The 20,754-nt window shown below is 33.6% G+C and carries 19 protein-coding genes, 1 pseudogene, 1 riboswitch and 1 other annotated feature; of the genes and pseudogenes, 16 read left to right on the forward strand and 4 right to left on the reverse strand.

All coding sequences use genetic code 11. The annotated features are described in order from the left end of the window. Window positions 1–5 precede the first annotated feature (5 nt). Window positions 6–458 carry an aminoglycoside 6'-N-acetyltransferase gene (aac(6'), locus tag NEH74_RS10870; protein ID WP_055245245.1) on the forward strand — a complete coding sequence of 151 codons (453 nt, stop codon included), beginning with the start codon at window positions 6–8 and terminating at the stop codon, window positions 456–458. A 21-nt stretch (window positions 459–479) separates the two neighbouring features. Continuing rightward, window positions 480–899: pseudogene (locus NEH74_RS10875) on the forward strand (bifunctional hydroxymethylpyrimidine kinase/phosphomethylpyrimidine kinase). A gap of 454 nt (window positions 900–1,353) precedes the next feature. Here NEH74_RS10875 and NEH74_RS10880 read toward each other — a convergent pair. The 3 genes from NEH74_RS10880 to NEH74_RS10890 all read right to left on the reverse strand — a co-directional run bounded on the left by NEH74_RS10880 (window position 1,354) and on the right by NEH74_RS10890 (window position 4,186). After that, window positions 1,354–1,737 (reverse strand): hypothetical protein, encoded by a 384-nt coding sequence (locus NEH74_RS10880; RefSeq protein WP_055305298.1) that lies wholly within the window; start codon window positions 1,735–1,737, stop codon window positions 1,354–1,356. Window positions 1,738–1,871: 134 nt separating this feature from the next. Continuing rightward, window positions 1,872–2,705: a YjjW family glycine radical enzyme activase gene (locus tag NEH74_RS10885; protein WP_055305299.1), complete on the reverse strand. Its 834-nt coding sequence runs from the start codon at window positions 2,703–2,705 to the stop codon at window positions 1,872–1,874. After that, a complete protein-coding gene (locus NEH74_RS10890) occupies window positions 2,705–4,186 on the reverse strand; it encodes a YjjI family glycine radical enzyme (protein ID WP_055305300.1) in 1,482 nt (493 codons plus the stop codon). The genes NEH74_RS10885 and NEH74_RS10890 overlap by 1 nt, the downstream gene beginning before the upstream one ends. 321 nt (window positions 4,187–4,507) lie before the next feature. Then, window positions 4,508–4,767: a binding site (T-box leader), on the forward strand. 258 nt (window positions 4,768–5,025) lie between these two features. Here NEH74_RS10890 and brnQ point away from each other — a divergent pair. Both brnQ and NEH74_RS10900 read left to right on the forward strand, forming a co-directional pair. Next, window positions 5,026–6,375, forward strand: coding sequence for a branched-chain amino acid transport system II carrier protein (brnQ, locus tag NEH74_RS10895; RefSeq protein ID WP_055244346.1), 1,350 nt, complete (start codon window positions 5,026–5,028; stop codon window positions 6,373–6,375). Between the two features lie 138 nt (window positions 6,376–6,513). After that, window positions 6,514–7,086 carry a GNAT family N-acetyltransferase gene (locus tag NEH74_RS10900; protein WP_055305301.1) on the forward strand — a complete coding sequence of 191 codons (573 nt, stop codon included), beginning with the start codon at window positions 6,514–6,516 and terminating at the stop codon, window positions 7,084–7,086. Here NEH74_RS10900 and NEH74_RS10905 read toward each other — a convergent pair. Continuing rightward, window positions 7,083–7,523, reverse strand: coding sequence for a staygreen family protein (locus NEH74_RS10905; RefSeq protein ID WP_055305302.1), 441 nt, complete (start codon window positions 7,521–7,523; stop codon window positions 7,083–7,085). The two genes, NEH74_RS10900 and NEH74_RS10905, sit on opposite strands and share 4 nt — an antisense overlap. 102 nt (window positions 7,524–7,625) lie before the next feature. Here NEH74_RS10905 and NEH74_RS10910 point away from each other — a divergent pair, with 102 nt between their 5' ends. The 12 genes from NEH74_RS10910 to NEH74_RS10965 all read left to right on the forward strand — a co-directional run. Further along, on the forward strand, window positions 7,626–7,934 hold the full coding sequence (locus tag NEH74_RS10910) for a cupin domain-containing protein (RefSeq protein WP_055305303.1): 309 nt from the start codon (window positions 7,626–7,628) through the stop codon (window positions 7,932–7,934). 9 nt (window positions 7,935–7,943) lie between these two features. After that, complete coding sequence (locus tag NEH74_RS10915) at window positions 7,944–9,152, forward strand: TolB family protein (protein ID WP_055305304.1); 1,209 nt, start codon at window positions 7,944–7,946, stop codon at window positions 9,150–9,152. A 304-nt stretch (window positions 9,153–9,456) separates the two neighbouring features. Then, a complete protein-coding gene (gene nagA / locus NEH74_RS10920) occupies window positions 9,457–10,593 on the forward strand; it encodes an N-acetylglucosamine-6-phosphate deacetylase (RefSeq protein WP_055305305.1) in 1,137 nt (378 codons plus the stop codon). A 429-nt stretch (window positions 10,594–11,022) separates the two neighbouring features. Next, a complete protein-coding gene (locus NEH74_RS10925; protein ID WP_055305306.1) occupies window positions 11,023–12,270 on the forward strand; it encodes a transcriptional regulator in 1,248 nt (415 codons plus the stop codon). 97 nt (window positions 12,271–12,367) lie between these two features. Beyond that, complete coding sequence (locus tag NEH74_RS10930; RefSeq protein ID WP_055277279.1) at window positions 12,368–12,574, forward strand: hypothetical protein; 207 nt, start codon at window positions 12,368–12,370, stop codon at window positions 12,572–12,574. Window positions 12,575–13,016: 442 nt separating this feature from the next. Continuing rightward, a riboswitch (Lysine riboswitch) is annotated at window positions 13,017–13,191 on the forward strand. Window positions 13,192–13,434: 243 nt separating this feature from the next. Then, window positions 13,435–14,862 (forward strand): YfcC family protein, encoded by a 1,428-nt coding sequence (locus NEH74_RS10935; RefSeq protein ID WP_055305307.1) that lies wholly within the window; start codon window positions 13,435–13,437, stop codon window positions 14,860–14,862. A 12-nt stretch (window positions 14,863–14,874) separates the two neighbouring features. After that, window positions 14,875–16,005 (forward strand): M20 family metallopeptidase, encoded by a 1,131-nt coding sequence (locus tag NEH74_RS10940; RefSeq protein ID WP_055277283.1) that lies wholly within the window; start codon window positions 14,875–14,877, stop codon window positions 16,003–16,005. A 148-nt stretch (window positions 16,006–16,153) separates the two neighbouring features. Next, window positions 16,154–17,320, forward strand: a complete 1,167-nt coding sequence (locus tag NEH74_RS10945; protein WP_055277284.1) for an AI-2E family transporter — start codon at window positions 16,154–16,156, stop codon at window positions 17,318–17,320. A gap of 501 nt (window positions 17,321–17,821) precedes the next feature. Beyond that, entirely contained in the window at window positions 17,822–18,181 is a 360-nt protein-coding gene (locus NEH74_RS10950) for a helix-turn-helix domain-containing protein (RefSeq protein ID WP_055277258.1), read from the forward strand. A gap of 56 nt (window positions 18,182–18,237) precedes the next feature. Next, window positions 18,238–19,491 carry an erythromycin esterase family protein gene (locus NEH74_RS10955; RefSeq protein WP_055305308.1) on the forward strand — a complete coding sequence of 418 codons (1,254 nt, stop codon included), beginning with the start codon at window positions 18,238–18,240 and terminating at the stop codon, window positions 19,489–19,491. Between the two features lie 94 nt (window positions 19,492–19,585). Beyond that, entirely contained in the window at window positions 19,586–20,185 is a 600-nt protein-coding gene (locus NEH74_RS10960; RefSeq protein ID WP_055305309.1) for a sugar O-acetyltransferase, read from the forward strand. 99 nt (window positions 20,186–20,284) lie between these two features. After that, window positions 20,285–20,754, forward strand: a 470-nt coding sequence (locus NEH74_RS10965) for a leucine-rich repeat domain-containing protein (protein WP_411040579.1), incomplete at its 3' end; no start/stop codon positions are given.

Here is a 20,754-nt window from a genome sequence, read left to right on the forward strand (position 1 = left end):
ACTTTATGAACATTAAACAAGCAAATTTAAATGATGTATTAGATGTAGCGAGATTAGCGTTAGTTTTATGGCCCCATCACTCAATGCACGCTATGGCACTAAAAATTTCAGAAACAATACAAGAGAATAAAGGAGCCTACTTTTTAGCACTTGATAAAAATGAAACCATTGGTTTTGCTCAGGTTAATTTAAGACATGATTATGTAGAAGGGACACATAGTAGTCCAGTTGGATACTTAGAAGGAATCTTCGTTGTTGAGAATTATCGTCAACAAGGTGGTGCAAAACAATTATTAGCTGCATGTGAAAAATGGGCACGTGAACAAGGATGTGAAGAATTAGCAAGTGACTGTGAATTATCTAGTGAAGAAAGCCTAAACTTTCATCGTTGTGTTGGGTTTGAAGAAGCGAATCGTATTATCTGTTTTACAAAACCATTAAAAGGCGAATCGTATTAATTTTTATTAAATACCACGGATGTGCTCATTCATCAACTTCTCCCGTTAGCCACAATTATAACACCTAACCTTTTAGAGGCTGAGGTGTTATGCGGATTTAAAATCACTTCAAAAGCAGACATGATAAATGCAGCAAAAACTATTTCAGGCCAATTAAACGGAGGCGTTTCAGTTAAAGGTGGACACTCTGTGAGTGATGCGGATGATTTACTCTATGCTAATGAACAAGAGTATTGATTCAATAGTGAACGTGTGTTGACTGAAAATACACATGGGACAGGATGCACCTTATCATCGGCCATTGCATGCCATTTAGCAGCGGGATGTTCACTACAAGATAGTGTTAAATTTGCGAAAGATTATATTACAGGAGCATTGAAACAAGGATTAGATTTAGGCCAAGGGAATGGCCCACTTGATCATACGTATATTATTAAATAGTAAAAAAGATGAGACCAGTTTTAGTCTCATCTTTTTATGTCATCGAAGAAGTCTGTGTATAGTAGGGCGAATACAATAAATAGAATAATGCAGATTGCGGCTGTTCTTCCATTAAACCACCCCATAATACCACTTCCTTTTATAAAGATTCATGATGATAGATTCAAGTATTTATATATATCCAATATAAATGATATGCACTGAGGGATAAGGAAATGACAGGCATATAAGTCAAGAGTAGTGACAATACATTTAATTAAATTGTAACATAAAGTCAGTACATACTTAGAACGGCTATCATTATAAGTGGGGATTATGACTAGGGGACTTATAATAAGGTAACTATTTTAAATTCACACCTTTAATTTTGTTTGTCGTTAAACGAAATAAATTAATCTGAGAGTGACTGATGGATAATAAATAAACCTCTATCGATAGTTGATAGAGGTTTATTTTACTTGTTGGTAGTTGTTGATAATGAATAATTTTTAATAAACCAATATAAGTGATAAAATACTGCAATTAAGTAAATAAGTTTAGAAATATTAGTTAAGAAAAAGATATCAATCACACTACTGAATGCAACAATGCAAGCTGTTATTATTTCACGACGATAAAGAGCCTGAAATGAAGGAGCTTTTTTTAACTCTTTAATTTCTTTTTGGCGTTTAGAAAGTACAACTAATGAGATTCCTAAGAAAATCAGGAATAAAAGAAGCTGTGTTAGAATCACGATACTCGGTTGATTTAAAGAGATTCCTAAACTCGATAAATACGATAATGAGCAGAAGAACCAAATGTAAAACCAAAAGGTTAATTTTTGAATACGGATTGTCATGATAGCACCACCTTTTAAAGCATTATACTACAAATTTACTATAAAAAGATAGGTCATCATAAAAAGCCTTCACTAAGAGCTCTTAAAAAGATAAAAAAACGGTAGTAAGCAATTAGGCTTACTTCCGTTTTAAGTTAAACAATAATTGTATTTAAAACGCCTAAGTTATGAGCGATAGATTCTAATTTTTTCATGTCATCATCCGTTGGGGTTTGCATATTTAAATGATTTTTCCGAACACCGAGATGACGATATTTAATCAGCTTATAACGAATATTATGTCCACTAATTTTTTTAGAGACTTCACGAATGGTTTCCTCATTATTAAAGAGTTCAGGCACAATAACCGTACGAACTTCATAAAGTTTTCCACAATCCACAAGGTAGTCTAAATTTTTAAGGACCATATCGTTATCAGCTTTTATATATTTTCGATGAGTTTCTTTATCCCATACTTTTATATCAAGCATAATCCCATCTGTCAAAGCCATTAGTTCAGGATGCTCCCTTAAATCCGTTGATCCATTGGTATCAATGAAGCATGTTAATCCAATTTCTTTTGCTTTGGTGAAAAGCTCAATTAAAAATGGAGCTTGTAGTGTACACTCACCGCCAGAAACAGTAATCCCTTGAATAAATGGACGATAGTTTTCAATTTCTTTCATGATGTCATCGGCTGATTGGACTTTATATTTAGGAGTACTGTTACGATGACATTTTTTCGTGCAGGCATCGCACTCAACACAAAGTGCTGGATTGAAAAGAACACGTCGTTCTTCACGATTGACAGATAGTGCTTCAACCGGGCAGAAACTGACGCAGAAACTACAGTTAATACAATGATTAATGGTTTCAGGGTTATGGCAGTAGACGCAGTCAAAATTACATCCTTGTAAAAAGATGGCGGTACGATTTCCAGGGCCGTCAACAGAACTGAAAGGAATGATTTTATTTAAATAACCGTTCATTAGCGTACTTTTCGCTCGTACACTTTTCCATTACGAACTTGTCCTTGTCCAAGCACAACGGTATCTTGAAGTGTAGCAATTCCTTGATCTAATTTTGCAATTTCGCTACGTTTAACAAGGTATCCTGTAATACGAATCACATCTGCATCTGATGAGTAAAGTGAGAAGTAACGCATTCCTTCTTTAAATGCCCCTTGAATGATATTTAAAATAAATTCAGGATTATTGGCTGCATTTAATTCGAATGGGAAGATATCCCCAACCCCTGATGGGAAGTATTTGTGGAAACGAGCCGTTTGTTTTAAATGTTTCCACAACTCTGGTTCTTCTCCAATTGGGATACGAGAACCTGGGCTTGTATTAATGTCATCACCGATTCCAACTTGAGCATGTAATAATAAGCGCTCATTTGTCACAGTACAATGTTTACTTTCAAAGTTATTGATGAAGTCTTCCATGGCATCCATGATACGCACACCTAAATCATCTGCAATCTGTGAATGACCAAATTTATCTTCTAATTTTTCCGCTTTTAATAAAGTATTCACACACTCAGCAAGTCCTACTAATCCAAACATTGAAGTAAAACGATCTTTTGAAATGAATCCTTCTTTAACTAAGAAGTTTGTTTCAAAGAATGTACTTTCTTCAACGATGTATCGAATGCGCTCATTGATATAGTTTGCCATACAAGTCATGGCATGAGGTAATTTATTGTTGAAGAAATCATCGATATCAGTTGCTGTTTCCGCTAGTTTTGAAAGGCGCATACGTACTAATGTGTGGGCCCCTCCACCAACATGAAGACCGTTATAACAACTTGCAATTCCGTAATCACCTAAATCTTCAGTGAACATCGCATGGTTAGCGAAACTTGGTTTAGCTGTTACTAAAGCAGTTTTAATCGCTTCAATAGCTAAATCGTCTGGTGTTTCTTCATTATATTTTAACGTTAAATTAGGAATGGCGTTTTCTAGTTCGCGTTCCACTTCTAAAATAATCTTAGCTGCTTTTGTCGGTTTTGGACCTAAGTTAGCATGACAGAATGAGTCTGTAATTGTGCGATCTAATTGTGTGAAGAATAAACGAATTGCTAATTTAGCCTCTTCTTCATCTGTAATGAATGGTTCTAATAAGTAATCAATGTTTCCAATATATACAGGCATTGTTGTAATCGAAGGAACATGCTTATAGAAAATTAATAAGTAGTTTGTTGCTTCCCAAATGTTTTTAGGAGGATTTAGTTGTAAGAATTGGCATCCTTCTTTCATGAATTTCTCATAGTTAGGAAGAATATAGCGTGGACGATATGGAACATTTCCCTCAAATAAATCACAAATAATTCCCGCATCACGTAACGCTTGTGTTTCTTCTGAAATATTTAAGACTTGAACACTATTTTCAGCATAACGTGCTAATGCCACGACTTTTTGTTCAAATGTTAAAGTTGTATCCTTAACAATTTGTTCAACACCAGTCATAAATCTCACCTCATAGTTAATATTCAACACCCAGGGTATTAATGACCGCAGGGTAAGATTACATTATAACATTTCACACTAGATATTCACTATACGAAAAAAAATCCATATAAAGGATAAGAATGGATAGAATGTATTGGTTAATAGTCATTATGTTAAGTAGAGGAATATCTTTTGAGTTATTTCATGTAGAAAGTATTGTTTTTATAGACACGTTTTAATCAGAGTAGGTTATTAGTAATTTAATAACTAAATGGGATAAAATGTAAAAGTTGTGTTGACTTTGTGTCTAGGGGGTGTTAAGATAATCACAACAAGAAATCAAATTCGTTGAAGAGAAAGAGTAAGTTAGTTTAATATCTCACAGAGAGTCGACGTTTGCTGAGAGTCGATGGTCACGGATTAACTGAAAATCATCTCTGAGAAGTAAGGCTGAACCAAGAGTAAGTCTTATCGGGTGTCTTTTCCCGTTATCAAAAAAAGCCGTTAAAACCTTGAAATAGGTGAGACGTATAGAGTGCTATGAGCTTTTTTAGCTTATAGAATTTGGGTGGTACCACGGAGAATTTTTCGTCCCATGAATGTTATATTCATGGGATTTTTTTTATTCTCTGAAATTATCTCATTGATTGAGGAATGTGAAGATCTTTACTACTTACTATGTAGCTGTTTTAGGAATGAGAAAAGTTTTTTTGATTGAAAGGTTGTTAAGTATTTGAAGGGAGTGATTCAATTGGAGTCTGATATTTTAGGTGATATTATCGAGTAAAATCTAGAAAATCAAAGTTAGAGATTAGTCTTTGGGGGAACAAAGATTAATCCACAAGGGAGGCATTTTCATGAATAAATTATCAAGAAAAGATTTATTATTAGTTAGTTTAATGTTATTTTCATTATTTTTTGGAGCAGGAAACTTAATTTTTCCACCGTTTCTTGGACAAAGTGCAGGAACAGAGATGTGGGTTTCAATGTTAGGATTTTTTATTACAGCGGTTGGATTTCCCGTACTTGGAGTTGTTGCTGTTGCTAAGTCAAAGGGGTTATATAATCTAGCTAACCGTGTGAACCCGGTCTTTGCTTCTGTATTTACCGTCTTAATTTATTTATCAATTGGACCAGGGCTCGGAATTCCTCGTGCAGGAAGTTTACCCTTTGAAATGGCAGTCGCTCCTTATTTACCAGCAGAATTTTCAGTGACTTTAGCACGTTTCTTATTTACAGCTGTTTTTTTCTGTGTGGCTTACTGGTTAGCTTTAGCACCAACTAAATTAGTCGATCGCATGGGAAAGGTGTTAACCCCAACTCTTTTAACTTTAATTGCAGTTATCTTTGTAGGATCACTTATTAAACCACTAGGTGGTTATGGAGAACCAACAGGAGATTATGCAACGACGCCATTTGTTAAAGGTTTTTTAGAAGGGTATTTAACAATGGATACAATTGCAGCTTTAAACTTTGGGATTGTCATTGCTTTAGCGATTAAAACTAAAGGATTAGAAGAAGAAAAAGCAGTTGTTAGCACGACCGTTAAAGCCGGGTTAATTGCAGGTGGATTATTAGTTGCCATCTATTCGATTTTAGGACATTTAGGTGCAATGAGTGGAGCTATTTACGGAGCAACTGAAAATGGAGCACAAACGTTAACGTATGTTATGACTTATATCTTTGGAACGCAAGGGGCTCTCCTACTAGCAGTTGTTTTCACACTAGCATGTTTAACAACATGTGTTGGTCTAATCACATCTTGTGGACAATATTTTGCTTCGTTAACTCCAAAAATGAGCTATAAAGTATGGGCGACGGTGTTGGCTTTTGCAAGTTTTACTTTAGCTAACATGGGATTAAATCAAATCCTTTCAATTTCGGTTCCAATCTTAAATGCGATTTATCCAGTGGCGATCATGTTAATCGTTTTAGCGATGATGAATCGATTTATTAATGAAAGTCGTTTAGTTTATAGTGTAACAATCTTAGTCACTGGAGTCATAAGTGTGGTAGATGCCTTAAATCAAGTAAATATTCGTTTAGGAGCTTTAACAACATGGTGTGAATACCTTCCGTTATATAAACAAGGATTAGGATGGGTAACGTTAGCTCTCGGAGCTATTGTTGTGACAGTTGTCATGGATAAAGTTTTCCAGTTATCAACATCAAACCAAACAACAAAAGTTAAATATGTAGAAGAGTAAAATGAAAAGAGGTATCGTTAGCGATACCTCTTTTATGTATAGAAAGAAAAACATGATTCATGATGCAAGTGAGTATAATGAAAGTATATGTAGTATCTAGAGATTCTAATGTTTTTTATATAGATAGGGGAGAGCTAAATGGAAATTAGGGATTATCAAATAGAAGATGAAACCAGTTGGGTACGTTGTCGCGTGTTATCTTTTTTAGATACGGCTTATTATGACATTGTGGCAAGAGAGAAGGAAAGATATCAACATCCGTCTATTGAATTGGTCGCAGTAGAAAACGGAGTTGTTATAGGATTGCTTGATATTGAGTGTGAAGAAGAACCAAATGCTATTTGCACAGCACATGAGACGTTAGGGGCTATGATTTGGCATTTAGCTGTACATCCAGATTATCGCCGTAAAGGAATTGGAACTTCTTTGTTGAATGAGGCACAAAAAAGATTAAAGGAAAAACAGATTACTTACCTTGAAGCATGGACCCGTGATGACAAATGGGTGCAACGTTGGTACCTAAAGCAACAATTTATGAAATTAAGTACGTATTTACATGTCTATGTAAATGGAAATAATGGGATTCGATCACAAATTTCAGGACTGATTCCAGTCCAGTCATTCTGTCAATATACAGGGACGGATTGGGACATGATCAAAAAAAGATACAAACGAGTTCACGAGTGTACTGGGTTCGTTAAAATGCTTTAATAGTCTTTAAAAGAACCGAAGCATTCGGTTCGATTTAATTTTGAATCTTGTGATTGAAAGAACACATAAATAGGGGCATTTTCAAATTGTGGGTAAAGATGAAAGAGATGAGGATCGCCATGTTTGATAGCACTCAATGCTAAAGGGAGTTCTTTCATAAAAATTTCATTTCGTTTAGTCGATGATTTGGTGCCATCAATTCCATCTACACGAATGTAAACATAAAAATAATATTGACCTGAGCTATTCGTCATCCACTCTGCCGCCACCTCATCTCGCATTGTTGTGAACTTCTCGTAAGCAAAATCAGATCCAATGACTAAAAATAATTCACCTGTCTCATCGGAATGTGTTAACGTATATCTTCTTGGTTGAATTTGATTTAGATTAGACAAGCGATAGTTAATCCACAATTTATTTGGGTTAAAATTACTCATATCATCTCCTCCTTAGTCTATTGTATGAGGGTTGCCTAGTTTTGGTCATTCATAACATGATGGTTATGAAGCATACTAAGATTGATGAAATGGAGGTCTATTATGAGTGAACAAAATCAATTTTATAAGTTGAAAAACTTAAATGAGGATCAACGAGTGATTGCAAGTAATTCTAAGTTCCGTACGGTATATTTTAAGTTTGATGTCGGGAGAGGATTACCGAAACATAGTCATAATGGATATGCGACCATTTATGTGATTAAAGGCGAAATAGGAATGAGTTTTAGTGATGGTCAAAGCTATGAGTTATTAACTGGAGATTTTTTATCCTTTGATGCTAGGGTAGAACATGATGTCCTTGCTACATTAGAAAGTCAAATATTAGTGACCATTTCAGAGTCATTAGATTAAGTTGCTATCATGAAAAAAGTTATTTTATTATTCATTTTATTTATGCTACCATCCACTTCCGTCTTCGCTGCTTCTTCAGTTGTGGCGATTAAAGAGAAAGAAATTGTGGCGATTGATTTGGAGGAAAATAATAAAGTAATAACTTTGAATAAAGGTGAAGATTTTTTTAATCCTCAAATCTTTGATAATAAACAATTTGTTGCTTACCAAGATTTAAAATCAAACGTCTATCTATCAAAGTTAAACGATCCGTTTGATACAATATTTCAAATGTCTGATGTGAAGTCTTATGCTGTATATGGTAATAATCTTATCTTCTCTAAAACACAAGGCGGCATATTTTTATACGATATGAGTAAAAACAAAGTCATCTCTTTAATTGAGAGGTCAAAGTATTATTATGATGAATTAACGATTAATTCTCAAGGACTTTTATTTGCGAAGAAATATCTAATTCAAGAAGATTCGCCTGTAGGAATCATTCAATATGATTTTAATAAGAAAATGGAGTCTTTAATTATTGATTATATTCCCATTACAAAAGACGACATTGGAATGGACCCTTCTATTGCTAAATTATCAACAAATGGTGAGCTATTATATATCTGGTGTGAACCTAATTCAGCTTCGCAACGAATGGATGGTGTTCCATTATGTGTTTATGATGTGAAGACAAAAGAGTTTAAAACGTTTAATCAAATTAAGATGTTGGTGTATCCTGATAATTTAGCCATTCATCCAACTAACGATAATCTCATTGCAGTTATTAATGGAACATGGCGTATGATGAATGAGAATAAGCAGTTACAATTATTTAATCCGATGAATGAGCAAATCGAGAATATAACAAAACCAGGTATCGTAGCCATGAGTCCATCCTTTTCACAGGACGGAACGAGGCTCTATTATTCAGCTGGTATAGAAGTAAAAGATCAATATACTACCTTTGTACCAGGAAGCAATCAAATTTACGTGTATGATTTAAACACGAAAAAGACCGAGAAGCTAACCAATGATCGAACTGGTTTTGATTTCTATCCACAAGACATTGAAAATGAAGAATTACTATTTTTAAGATTTGATAAAGATCACCAGTTAAGTTTAGTGAGAAGAGAAAATAAGGGTGAGGAAAGTATTATCCTAACTAACTTATTAACGACTAATTTTGAAATCTATGGCTACCTAGATAGCTATCAAATTTTGAATGTTAAATACTAAATTGATGGAATAAAAAAAGACTTTTTATGCATTAAACTAGCTGGAAAAGTCTTTTTTATTGCTTGAAAAAAATCATTTTTAATTATAGTTTAGTTATTGAACAATTTTGTTCCTTAAAGGAACGAAATAAAAAATGTTAAGCAGTTCTTTTCCTAAATAAAGAAAGGAATTTATCACAGGGTGACTATCATCAATAAATCATTATCGATTAATCGCAGAAAAAACAGTCATGGAAGATATGATAGGTGTAATAATGAGAATTTTGAGTTTGGTTTAAACAAAGATCAATAGGATGAGGTGGCGTATGAAAGCAATTATTAATGGGAAATTAGTAACATTAAATGGGGTTATTGAAAATAAAGTTTTAGTTTTTAATGAAACAATTCAGCATATTCAAACAGAAGTGCCAATCGATTGTGAGGTGATTGATGCTAAGGGGATGTATATTGCTCCAGGATTAATCGATGTTCATGTCCATGGAAGCTGCGGAGCAGATACGATGGATCAAACAACGGAAGCGATTAAATTAATGGGTACGGGTATTGCTAAGAATGGGGTAACATCATTTTTGCCAACAACGATGACGATGAGTCCTAAAGATATTTATGGTGCTTTAAATGTGATTCGTGAATGTATGGAACAATCACTAAATGGGGCGAAAGTATTAGGTGCTCACATGGAAGGCCCCTTTATCAATAGGATTTATAAAGGGGCTCAACCGGAACAATATGTTATTAAACCGAGTTATGAATTTATCAAAGACTATACAGATGTGATTAGATTAGTTTCATATGCACCTGAAATGGATGAAGATTATTCATTCACAAAAGATGTGAAAGAAAAAACAGATATTACGTTGTCGATTGGACATACAAATGCAACATATGACCAAGCCAAAGAAGCCTTTTCTTTAGGATGTTCACATGTGACACATTTATTTAATGCAATGACACCATTAAATCATCGTGAGCCAGGTGTAGTCGGAGCCTCTTTAACTAGTGATGTTTTTACTGAGTTAATCGCTGACACGATTCATGTGAATAAACAATTGTTTCAATTCGTATTAGACAATAAAGGAAAAGAAAAGATTGTTTTAATTACAGATAGTATGCGCGGGGGATGCATGAAGGAGGGGCAATATGATCTTGGTGGACAGCGGGTAGTTGTTAAAGATGGAGCTGCCCGATTAGAAAGTGGAAACTTAGCGGGAAGTGTCTTAACATTAAACAAAGCCATCTATAACTTCTTGCAAAATACAAATGCTACTATTGCCGAAGTTATTCACATGGCTTCATTAAATCCAGCGACATCGATTGGAGTTTGCAATCGTAAAGGAAGTTTAGAAATCGGAAAAGATGCAGATATTGCAATCTTTGATGAGGAAATGAATTGTTACTTATCCATCGTTGAAGGTCGCGAGGTGTATAACCAACTTGATTAAAATATAAGCTCCCATAAGTTTTTTACATCGTAAAAACTTTTAAAGCCCTAGCAATTGAGGAATAGATTTCTTTCAGAAATCGCTAGGTGATCCAAACCCTGCCAATGGAGGATACGTTTTGTCGGGAGATGTCAGGCTCGCTTCAGACTATAGTCTGTCTTGGAAGCCATAAATATCAAACATTTAGATTGCTATAGGAAATATTTCTGTATATATAGTAAAAGTAAATATGTGGGATGGTATCAATTGATAATACAATTATTCAAGAATATAACACATTTGTTAGACAGATGAATTTAAAATTTATTGAATGCTCGGAAAGTATTGACATTTAAAATCGGTGGTAAAATAAATATAAAAAAGTTATAATTATCCATTGGATTAGTTTTTAATCTAAGAAGAGTATCATTATAGTTTAGGTGTGATAAAATGTTTTTAACAATAGGAGAAAAGATCCGTCAGGCAAGAGAGAAGTACGGGTTGAAGCAGATTGCATTTGAGTCTTATGGATTCTCACGTAATTATATTAGTATGATTGAGACAGAGAAGCGCTCCTTAAATGAAAATATGTTAAGAAATGTTTATGATGCAATTTGTGAATTGAGTAATTGTGACTATCAACAATACTATTCCTATAATGAGTTTATAAAATCACCTGTTGAACAAGCAAGAGAATGGTTAGAGCAGCATTGTAATCTTCAAGATGCCTTAAATCAATATGAAACTTTTAATAAGATTGCATCGGATTTTGATTTAATTGAATATAAAATTAAAATAGAAACATTACTTGGATTACACTATGTTAAAAATGATGAGTTATTAGCAGCTAATGTTCATTTATTAAAGGCAATCGGCTACTGTATCCAGGTTACTAAAAATCCTGCTTCTTTATATGAAGTAGTAGGAACTAATTATATTACATTAGGGCAATATCAAGAAGCTATTTCTATCTTACAACTGTCTATTAATTGTCAGGAGGGTGATAGGGGGAGAAATATTAATCGCATTCGATATTACATTTCTCTTTGTTATTTAAATCAAGCCAAGTATGAAAAAAGTTTAGAGTGGATTATTCCTGTATTAGAACAAAATGAATATCTACAGCCTAAAGCGGCAGCGTATTTAATTAAATCGACTATTTTAAAAAGACAAGGTCGAGATGAGTTAGGAAGAGAGTTACTACTCGAATTGATTAATAATCCTTTTTATGAAGACTATTTGGGTTATGCTTATCATAATTTAGGCTATAGCTTTAAAGACTCAGGACTATATCAACAAGCACTTGATTGTTTAAAGATAGCACTCCCTCTCCGTGAAACAGTTAAGCAACGCTCGATTACCAAATGTTTGATGGGCGAAGTTTATTTTAGAATAGGCAATTATGAAAAAGCTCATAGTCTATTAGTCGAGGTTAAAGATATTATTTTTCATAAAGGTTCTTTTGAACAACAAGAGGCGACTTTAGAGTGGGGATTAGATTTATATTTGGAAACTCAAGACTTTGAATCCATGTTGATTTTGTTAGAGGATATTCAAAAATTAGTTGATAAAGAGATATTAGATGAGTTTATTTATACGAAATTTCAAAATCGATTATATAAAAGGATTATGGATGATGTTCTTGGTCAACAGAAAGATTTAAATGAATACCGTATTTTACTTGATGCTATTACGTAAAAGGTCACAGATTTTTTAATAAATCTGTGACCTTTTTTTTCTTTATTATACAATAAATAACTACTTATAATAGTTATGGAAACAGGAGGACGTAGTAGTGAATAAATTTAACGATTATCAAATGCATCGGATGATTTATTTATTACGATTATCATTTTGTATCGATCAAAAGAATAAGTACATTCCGGATACGAAAGTAAATGATACTCCGAATAACTCAACTAATAATAAAATTAGTTTAGAAGATTATCCAATTGACTTAGTCAATTTAGATGAAATCTTGGAAGAATCACATCATATTTGAAATGTCTTACAAATAAAATCGATATAAAATAAGTTTCTATATCTATCATTAATTAGGGAGAGTGTTATACACTCTAATTAAGATTAGTGTCGTTCATCATTACAAGGGTACGTAGAAAGCTGTTGTTAGGGGTAGCAACAGCTTTTTATGTTTCATTAAAAATATTCAAAAAAATAAAGCCTTAAATCATCATGAATACACATTAATATTTAAAAAATAAACGAAATAGTCTTCTTTTAAACTATATGATTATAAAATAGAGAATGATAAAACAAGCATCAAATAATAAAATGCTAATTTCAACATTATATGGTATTTATAACTAATTTATATAAAATTTTAATGTTTTAATAATAAAAAATAAGTGTTTCTTATACTATTTAATAAAAAAATGTTGTTTTTGAGTATAAAATAAGATAAGATGACATTGTAAATTAAATAGGTTTTAGATAGAGGTGCGGTAATTAAGAGTACTATCGAAGAGTGAAGATGTTGACGCGATAGGAAAGGGATTCTCGCCGAAGCCTATAACTGATACTTTAAGGTTATAGAGCTGGTGTTAAGTAGAAGATATTTAACATTGTCACAATTTATTATTGTGGAGGGCTATCATTCCGGATTTAAATCATCCTAACTTAGTACGGTTATATGATAAAAGTCTTGAGAATGGCCTCAGGACTTTTTGAATGTTTTGATTAGAGTCGTCCCAATAATCGTGGAGAGCTATCATTTGAGAATCGGAAATAAGGATGATCTATTGTTCTTTTCTGAAGGTCGTGAGTGAATGGCTCAAGGCTTTTTTTATTTGCCTCTTTCAACTAAACACTATTTAAAATTTAAAATAAGAGGGAGAAAAAAATATGCTTAGTTTAAGAAAACCAAGAGTTGATGGTAAAGAGGAGACAAAAGAATTTAAAGTCCCTCATACTTTAGTCATTGTTACATTTATTTTAGTTATCGTAGCATTAGCAACATGGATTTTACCTGCAGGAACATATGAGCGTATCGTCAATGATGCAGGGAAAACAGTCGTTGTTGATGGTTCATTCGCTTATGTTGATCAAACCCCACAAGGATTATTTAGTGTATTACAAGCCCCAATTCATGGAATTGTAGGAGCGGCAGAAATTATTGCTTTCTTATTTGTAGTTAGCGGATCAATTGCAATTATTACAAAAACACGTGCTATTGATGCTGGAATTACAAATGCCGTTAAATCATTTAAAGGAAAAGAAATGTTAATGATTCCGGTTATTATGGGATTATTCTCATTAGGTGGGGCCATCTTCGGAATGACGGAAGAAGCTATTCCATTTATTGCGATGCTTATTCCTTTATGTTTAGCCTTAGGATACGATAGTATTATGGCGATGGCAATTTCTTATATGGGATGTATTGTTGGATTCGCAACAGCCATGTTAAATCCATTCTCGGTAGGAATTGCTCAAAGTATCGCACAGGTGCCAGCAGGAACAGGGGTTGGATTCCGCACGATCATCTGGGCGGTTACAACAGTAGCTTCAATTTTATATTTAATGTGGTATGGACGCCGTATTAAACGTAATCCACAATTAAGTCCAGTTTACGAAATTGATCAGGTACGTCGTCAGGAGTTAGAAGACGCAGAATCTGAACATTTACCATTCACATTCAAACATAAAGTTATTTTAGCATCTATCTTAGTATGTTTAGCTGCTATCGTTATAGGTGTTTTACAATTTGGATTTGGAATTCCAGAAATTGCGGCTATTTTCTTTGCAACGGGAATTATCTGTGGATTCATTGGGCGTTTAAGTTTAGATGATATGGCCAATTCATTCATTCATGGAGCAAAAGATATGATTAGTGCAGCAGTAGTGGTTGGATTTGCACGTGCAATTGTTATCATTGCTCAAGACGGACAAATTATTGATACGATTCTTTATAACTTATCAAACTTCATTGGACAATTGCCATCGTTAGTTGCTGGATATGTGATGTTCTTTGTTCAAATGTTTATCAATTTCTTTATCTCATCGGGATCAGGACAAGCTGCTTTAACGATGCCAATCATGGCACCGCTTGGTGAGTTAGTTGGTATTACACCACAAACTTCAATTTTAATTTTCCAATTTGGTGATGGATTCTCAAATGCTATCTTCCCAACAAGTGCTGTTTTAATGGCTTGTTTAGGTGTAGCGGGAATTCCATGGGCAAAATGGATTAAATGGGTTTGGCCAGTTCAATTAATTTTTGGTGGATTAGCAATTATCTTTATTACAATTGCCATCTTAATGGGATGGTCATAAGGAGACAGTATAATGAAAAAAGAATTATTATCAATCGGGGAATCATTAAAAGAACGTTTAGTAGACATGAATCGCTTTATTCATGATAATCCGGAATTAGGGAATCAAGAATACAAAGCAGTTGAAAAATTAACAACCTTTTTAAAAGAACATGATTTCGAAATTAAATGCCCAGTGGCAGGGTTAGACACTGCATTTGAGGCTGTATACGATAGTGGGAAACCAGGTTTATCAGTGGCATACCTTTGTGAATACGATGCCTTACCTGAACTAGGACATGGATGCGGTCATAATATGATTGGTGTAATCAGTGCCGGGGCTGGAGTTGCCTTAAGTAAAGTTATCGATGAAATCGGTGGAAAAGTCTATGTGTTCGGGACACCTGCCGAAGAAACAAATGGAGCAAAAGTGACTATGACAGAGGCTGGACTGTTTAACAAGATGGATGCTGTTATGATGGTGCACCCTTCGGGATTCACGACAGAAAGTGGAACATCTTTAGCGATGGAAGCTTTACAGTTTGATTATACAGGTCGTCCATCTCATGCAGCTGCATCTCCTGAAAACGGGATTAATGCTTTAAATGCAGTGATTCAATTATTTAATGGAGTAGATGCTTTACGTCAGCATGTGACACCAGATGTAAGAATGCATGGAATTATTACTAATGGTGGGGTTGCTGCTAATATTGTACCTGAACATGCAACAGCACAGTTTTATATCCGCGCAGCAACTAAAGAATATTTAGCAGTTGTTAAGGAAAAAGTGTTAGGTATTGCTCAAGGGGCTGCTTTAATGACAGGAGCAACTTTAGAAGTAAGCAACTATGAGTTATCATATGATGATTTAAAAACAAATGCTGTGCTTTCAGAAACATTTAACGAAAACCTTCGTTCATTAGGAATTACAGAGATTCATAAACATCGTAAAGGAACAGGATCAGTAGATATTGGAAACATTAGTAATGTATGTCCAACTATCCATCCGTATATCGGAATTGCTGATTGTGAAATTACAGGACATTCTCAACAAATGGTTGATGCAACGGTAACAGATTTCGCTCATGATCGTTTAATAACAGCTGCAGTTGCTTTAGCTTATACAGGATATGATGTATTATCTGGAGCTATTAAATTGAAATAATAAAAACCACCCAAAGGTGGTTTTTTACATATATAGAAAAATAGTAGAAATATAGGAACATAGGTATAAGTTTTACCTTATTTATGATATATAATTATAATTAGATAGCGGATTAGGAAGACTAATTAAAAAGTCATAAGGAGGACATATGAAATTCAACTGGAATAAGAAATATAACACGATTGCAGTATATGCGTTTATTGTTGTGAGTTTAAGTATTATTTTTTATAATATTATCTCAAAGCTTGAAAGCTTTGCAGGCAAGTTAAATGAAATTATGGGTATTTTTCAACCCTTCATTATCGGATTCATTATTGCGTATTTATTAAACTTTATTCTTAAGTTTTATGAAAATAAAGTATTTAAAATGAGAGGGCTAAATAAAGTTAAAAAGTCATCGATAAGAGGTCTAGGGATTTTACTCTCTTATATTACCGCAGGAATTATATTATATGTCTTTATGCAATTTGTTCTTCCACAATTAATTGAAAGTGTCCGTGGATTAATTAACGATATTCCACGATATGTTAAAGAGCTAACTATTATTGTTGATACGCAGTTGCAAGAAATGAATATTAATCAAGAATATATGACACTCATTAGTGAAAAATTCGCAGAGATTACAAACTGGGTAATTCAGTTGTTAACAAACGTTTTACCGATTGTCGGAAATGCTGTGATGTCTATTGCCTCAAGTATTTGGAATATTGTCTTAGGTATTATCATTTCTATTTACTTATTAATGGACAAGGAAAAATTCTTTGGACTAGGAAAAAAAGTTGTGACATCGTTATTTAATGAAAAGCATACAACAATTATTCTAGACTTGGCGAATCGTACTAATTTAACATTCGGTAGGTTCATCGGTGGAAAAATTGTTGATTCATTGATTATTGGGATTTTAACCTTTATCATCTTAGCTATTTTTAAGATGCCGTATGTCTTATTAATTTCAGTGATTATTGGGATTACGAATATTATCCCATTTTTCGGACCATTTATTGGTGCAATCCCATCAGCCATTATCATTTTATTCGTATCTCCAATCCAAGCATTGTGGTTCTTAGTCATTGTTCTTGTGATTCAACAAGTCGATGGAAATATTATTGGACCTAAAATCTTAGGAGATTCAATTGGAATTTCAGCCTTCTGGATTTTATTCGCAATTTTAGTTGCAGGAAAACTGTTTGGATTAGTAGGAATGATCATTGGAGTTCCGATGTTTGCAGTCATTTATTCAATTATTAAGGATATTATTGAAGCACGTTTACGATATAAAGGTTTACCCACTGAAACAAATAATTATATGGATTAATTCAAGGTACCCCTATTAGGGTGCCTTTTTCTGTATCGGGTTACTGATTTTACAGCAACTATTGTTGCATATATAGGGATATGTTATGATGAACCGTATCACAAGTAACGGAGCACGCTTTAATTAGAAAACTTATATCTTATTTTAGGTTTAAACATAATATAATAATTATATAAATAAAAAATGCTTAGTGCGTCAACACTAAGCATCCTTAGAGTATTTATTTGAGCAACTGCGTCGGCGAATTACTTTTGCTTTAGAGCTATCGTATCAAGTAAATAAAAATTAGAACTAATCTTTGAGGGATGGAGTGCTTTTTTATTTGCATTTAATTTCTATATTAAGTCTGAGTACTTAAACTTTGATAGGAAAGGAGTAAAATAATATTGAAATTTACACTATTTTATATTTGCAACCAAAGTGCAACTTAGAATAGCGAGATAGTTGGTGGTGTAAACCAGAAAATATTGTTATAGTAAACCTAAGAAAGGAGTTGATAGTATGAAACTTGATTTTTTAGGAGTAGCTATTTTTGGAGGCATACTTCTTATTGGACTGACAGTTATAATATGTTTTATCGGTGTAGGTATACTTATCATGAAAGCACTAATTAAATATATAAAATCAGGAGATGTTAGAAAAGAAAAATCAATCATCAGAAAATCTCTTGGTGAAGTTTTAAAACAGCATCGAACAGACCGTAATATGACTCAAGAGTTTGTTGCAGAGGCAATAGGTGTAAGCAGACAAGCTGTATCTAAATGGGAGAATGGAACATCTGATCCAAGTACCTCAAATTTAATTGCACTTGCAAGATTATTTAAAATCTCTGCTGAAGAACTATTACACGAAGTACACTAGATATGATAAGTATGACGTAGAGAAATTCATATTAATAACAAGGGGAAATATTAGTTATGAAAAAAAGAACAAAACACTCTAAGATATGGTATATAGTCTTTGGACTATTAGGAGTAATAGTTTTGGCGGCATTCATATTTATGCACTTGGGCGGATTTAGTACAGGAGAAAATGCAAATCCAGAAGAGTTTGCTAAATATGCACAATCTGTGGAAGATATTACAATACCAGAAAATGCTAAAATAATAGCCTTAGGAGAGGCTACACACGGGAATGTAGAATTCCAACAGCTTAAGCTTGATGTATTCAAACAAATGGTGGAAGACTATGGTGTGAGAGCGTTTGTGCTTGAGGGGGACTATGGTGGCTGTGAGCAAGTAAATCGATACATACATGGTGGAGAAGGAACTGCTCAAGAAGCAGCAGCGGCTATTGGTTTTGCTATATATCGCACGGATGAGATGGCTGAGCTTATTTCGTATATGAAACAGTATAATGAAAGTGCGGCGGAAGGCGAAGACCTTCGCTTTTACGGATCTGATATGCAAAGAATCTATTACAGTTTTCAATTCTTAAATGAAGCATGCAAAGAACTGGGCGTAGATACCACTATTTTACAAAAACTTATGGATGGCGAAAATTGGAGTAGTGAATACGATTACCTTACTCGAATGGAAATCATAAATCAAGTCAAAAATGAACTTAAGGGGAAGAACGATTCTACTAAAGCAATACATTTTGCAGATATGCTATTGCAATATTGTGAACTTCAAGACCTAACAGATACAGATGGCAGTACATTAAGAGATAGATTTATGGCTGAAAATGTCCAATGGATATTACAGCAAGAGCAACAGAGAGGTTACGAGCGTATCTTTGTTACAGGTCATAACAGTCATGTGGCTAAATGGGGTAGCTTTGATTCCATGGGTAAATTACTTTCAAATGAAACAGACGATGGTTACTATGTAATAGGTACAGATTTCTATAGGACCCGTTGCAATATGCCAACGCGTTCTTCTAAAAGACGCACAAATCAAGTATTTTACTCACATAATCCATTGGCTAAAACAGCAAAAATGGCTGGGTTAGATATTTGCTGGTTGGATTTTGAAAATGTCCCGGGAAATTCGGAACTAGCTGAACTAATTTCTCAATACATCTATATGGGTACTCTTGGAGAAGGTTATTCTTGGTTTATGCGTATCCTTCCTCCGACTTACCGAATGTTTCAACCTCCTGCGATACTTTATGATAGCATGATATTTGTAGCAGATGCAAACCCCACTAAAATAATTAAAGAAAAATAAAGAGGAAAACTAATATTAAAATAAAACCGAGCTACGTAGAGTAAGGTACGGAGAAATTCATGTAGTTAAACACTAGCATTGGAGGGTAAGATAGATGACTGAAAAAGATAAAATGTTAGCTGGAAAAGCATACTTAGGAAGTGAAGAGCAATTAGTAAAAGAGCGCCAATATGCAAAGCAAGTCTTGTTCAAATTTAATAATATGAATCCAGTACTCGTTGAAGAGCGTCATAATTTGTTACGTGAGTTATTAGGTCAAACAAAGGAAAATTTCTACTTTGAACCGCCATTTCGCTGTGATTACGGATATAACATTGAAATTGGAAATAACTTTTATGCGAACTATAATTTAACGATTCTGGATTGTGCCAAAGTTAAAATTGGGGATAACGTACTTATTGCTCCGAATGTTAGCTTATTTACAGCAGGACATCCGATTCACCATGAGCCTCGTAATCAAGAATATGAATATGCTTTACCAATTATGATTGGAAATAATGTTTGGATTGGCGGGAATACAGTTGTTAATCCAGGTGTTAAAATTGGGGATAACTGTGTCATTGGTTCAGGAAGTGTTGTTACAAAAGATATTCCAGCTAATTCAATTGCAGTTGGAAATCCATGTCGTGTTCTTCGTGAAATTACAGATGAGGATAAAAAATATTACTATAAGAATTTAAGAATTGAAGCATAAAAGGAGTCATTTTTGACTCCTTTTTTTAAATTCATTCATAAGGTTACTTTAAAATTAACATATTAAAAATAACATTCTTGTGAAGGGTAGGAACAATACATGTTGAAAAAAATATCTACTATGATAAGTATTTTTAGTCTATTGTTAATTTTTTCTTTCAGTATTCAAGCTAGTGATGTCATTCAATTTCCAGACTCAGATTTAAAAGTTGCTCTTTTACGTCAATTAGGAAAATCACCAAATGATGAGATTTCCATAGCAGAAGCTGAGAATGCACCCCAAACCCTTGATTTAAGTCAGGCGGGTATTAGTAATTTAGAAGGAATACAGTATTTTAAAAATGTCACATTCTTAAAGTTACATGAAAATAATATTCAGGATTTAACTCCCCTGAGTAACTTAACTAAGTTAAAGATATTATTATTAAATGATAACGTCATAGAAGATATTGCACCACTGGCTAATTTAAAAAATGTAACACTATTGAATCTAAATAATAATCAAGTAACTAATTTACAGCCATTGCAAAATATACCTACTTTATACTATTTATATATATATAAACAGAA

It is taken from the genome of Turicibacter sp. GALT-G1 (assembly GCF_025594995.1).
Taxonomy (GTDB): domain Bacteria; phylum Bacillota_I; class Bacilli_A; order MOL361; family Turicibacteraceae; genus Turicibacter; species Turicibacter bilis.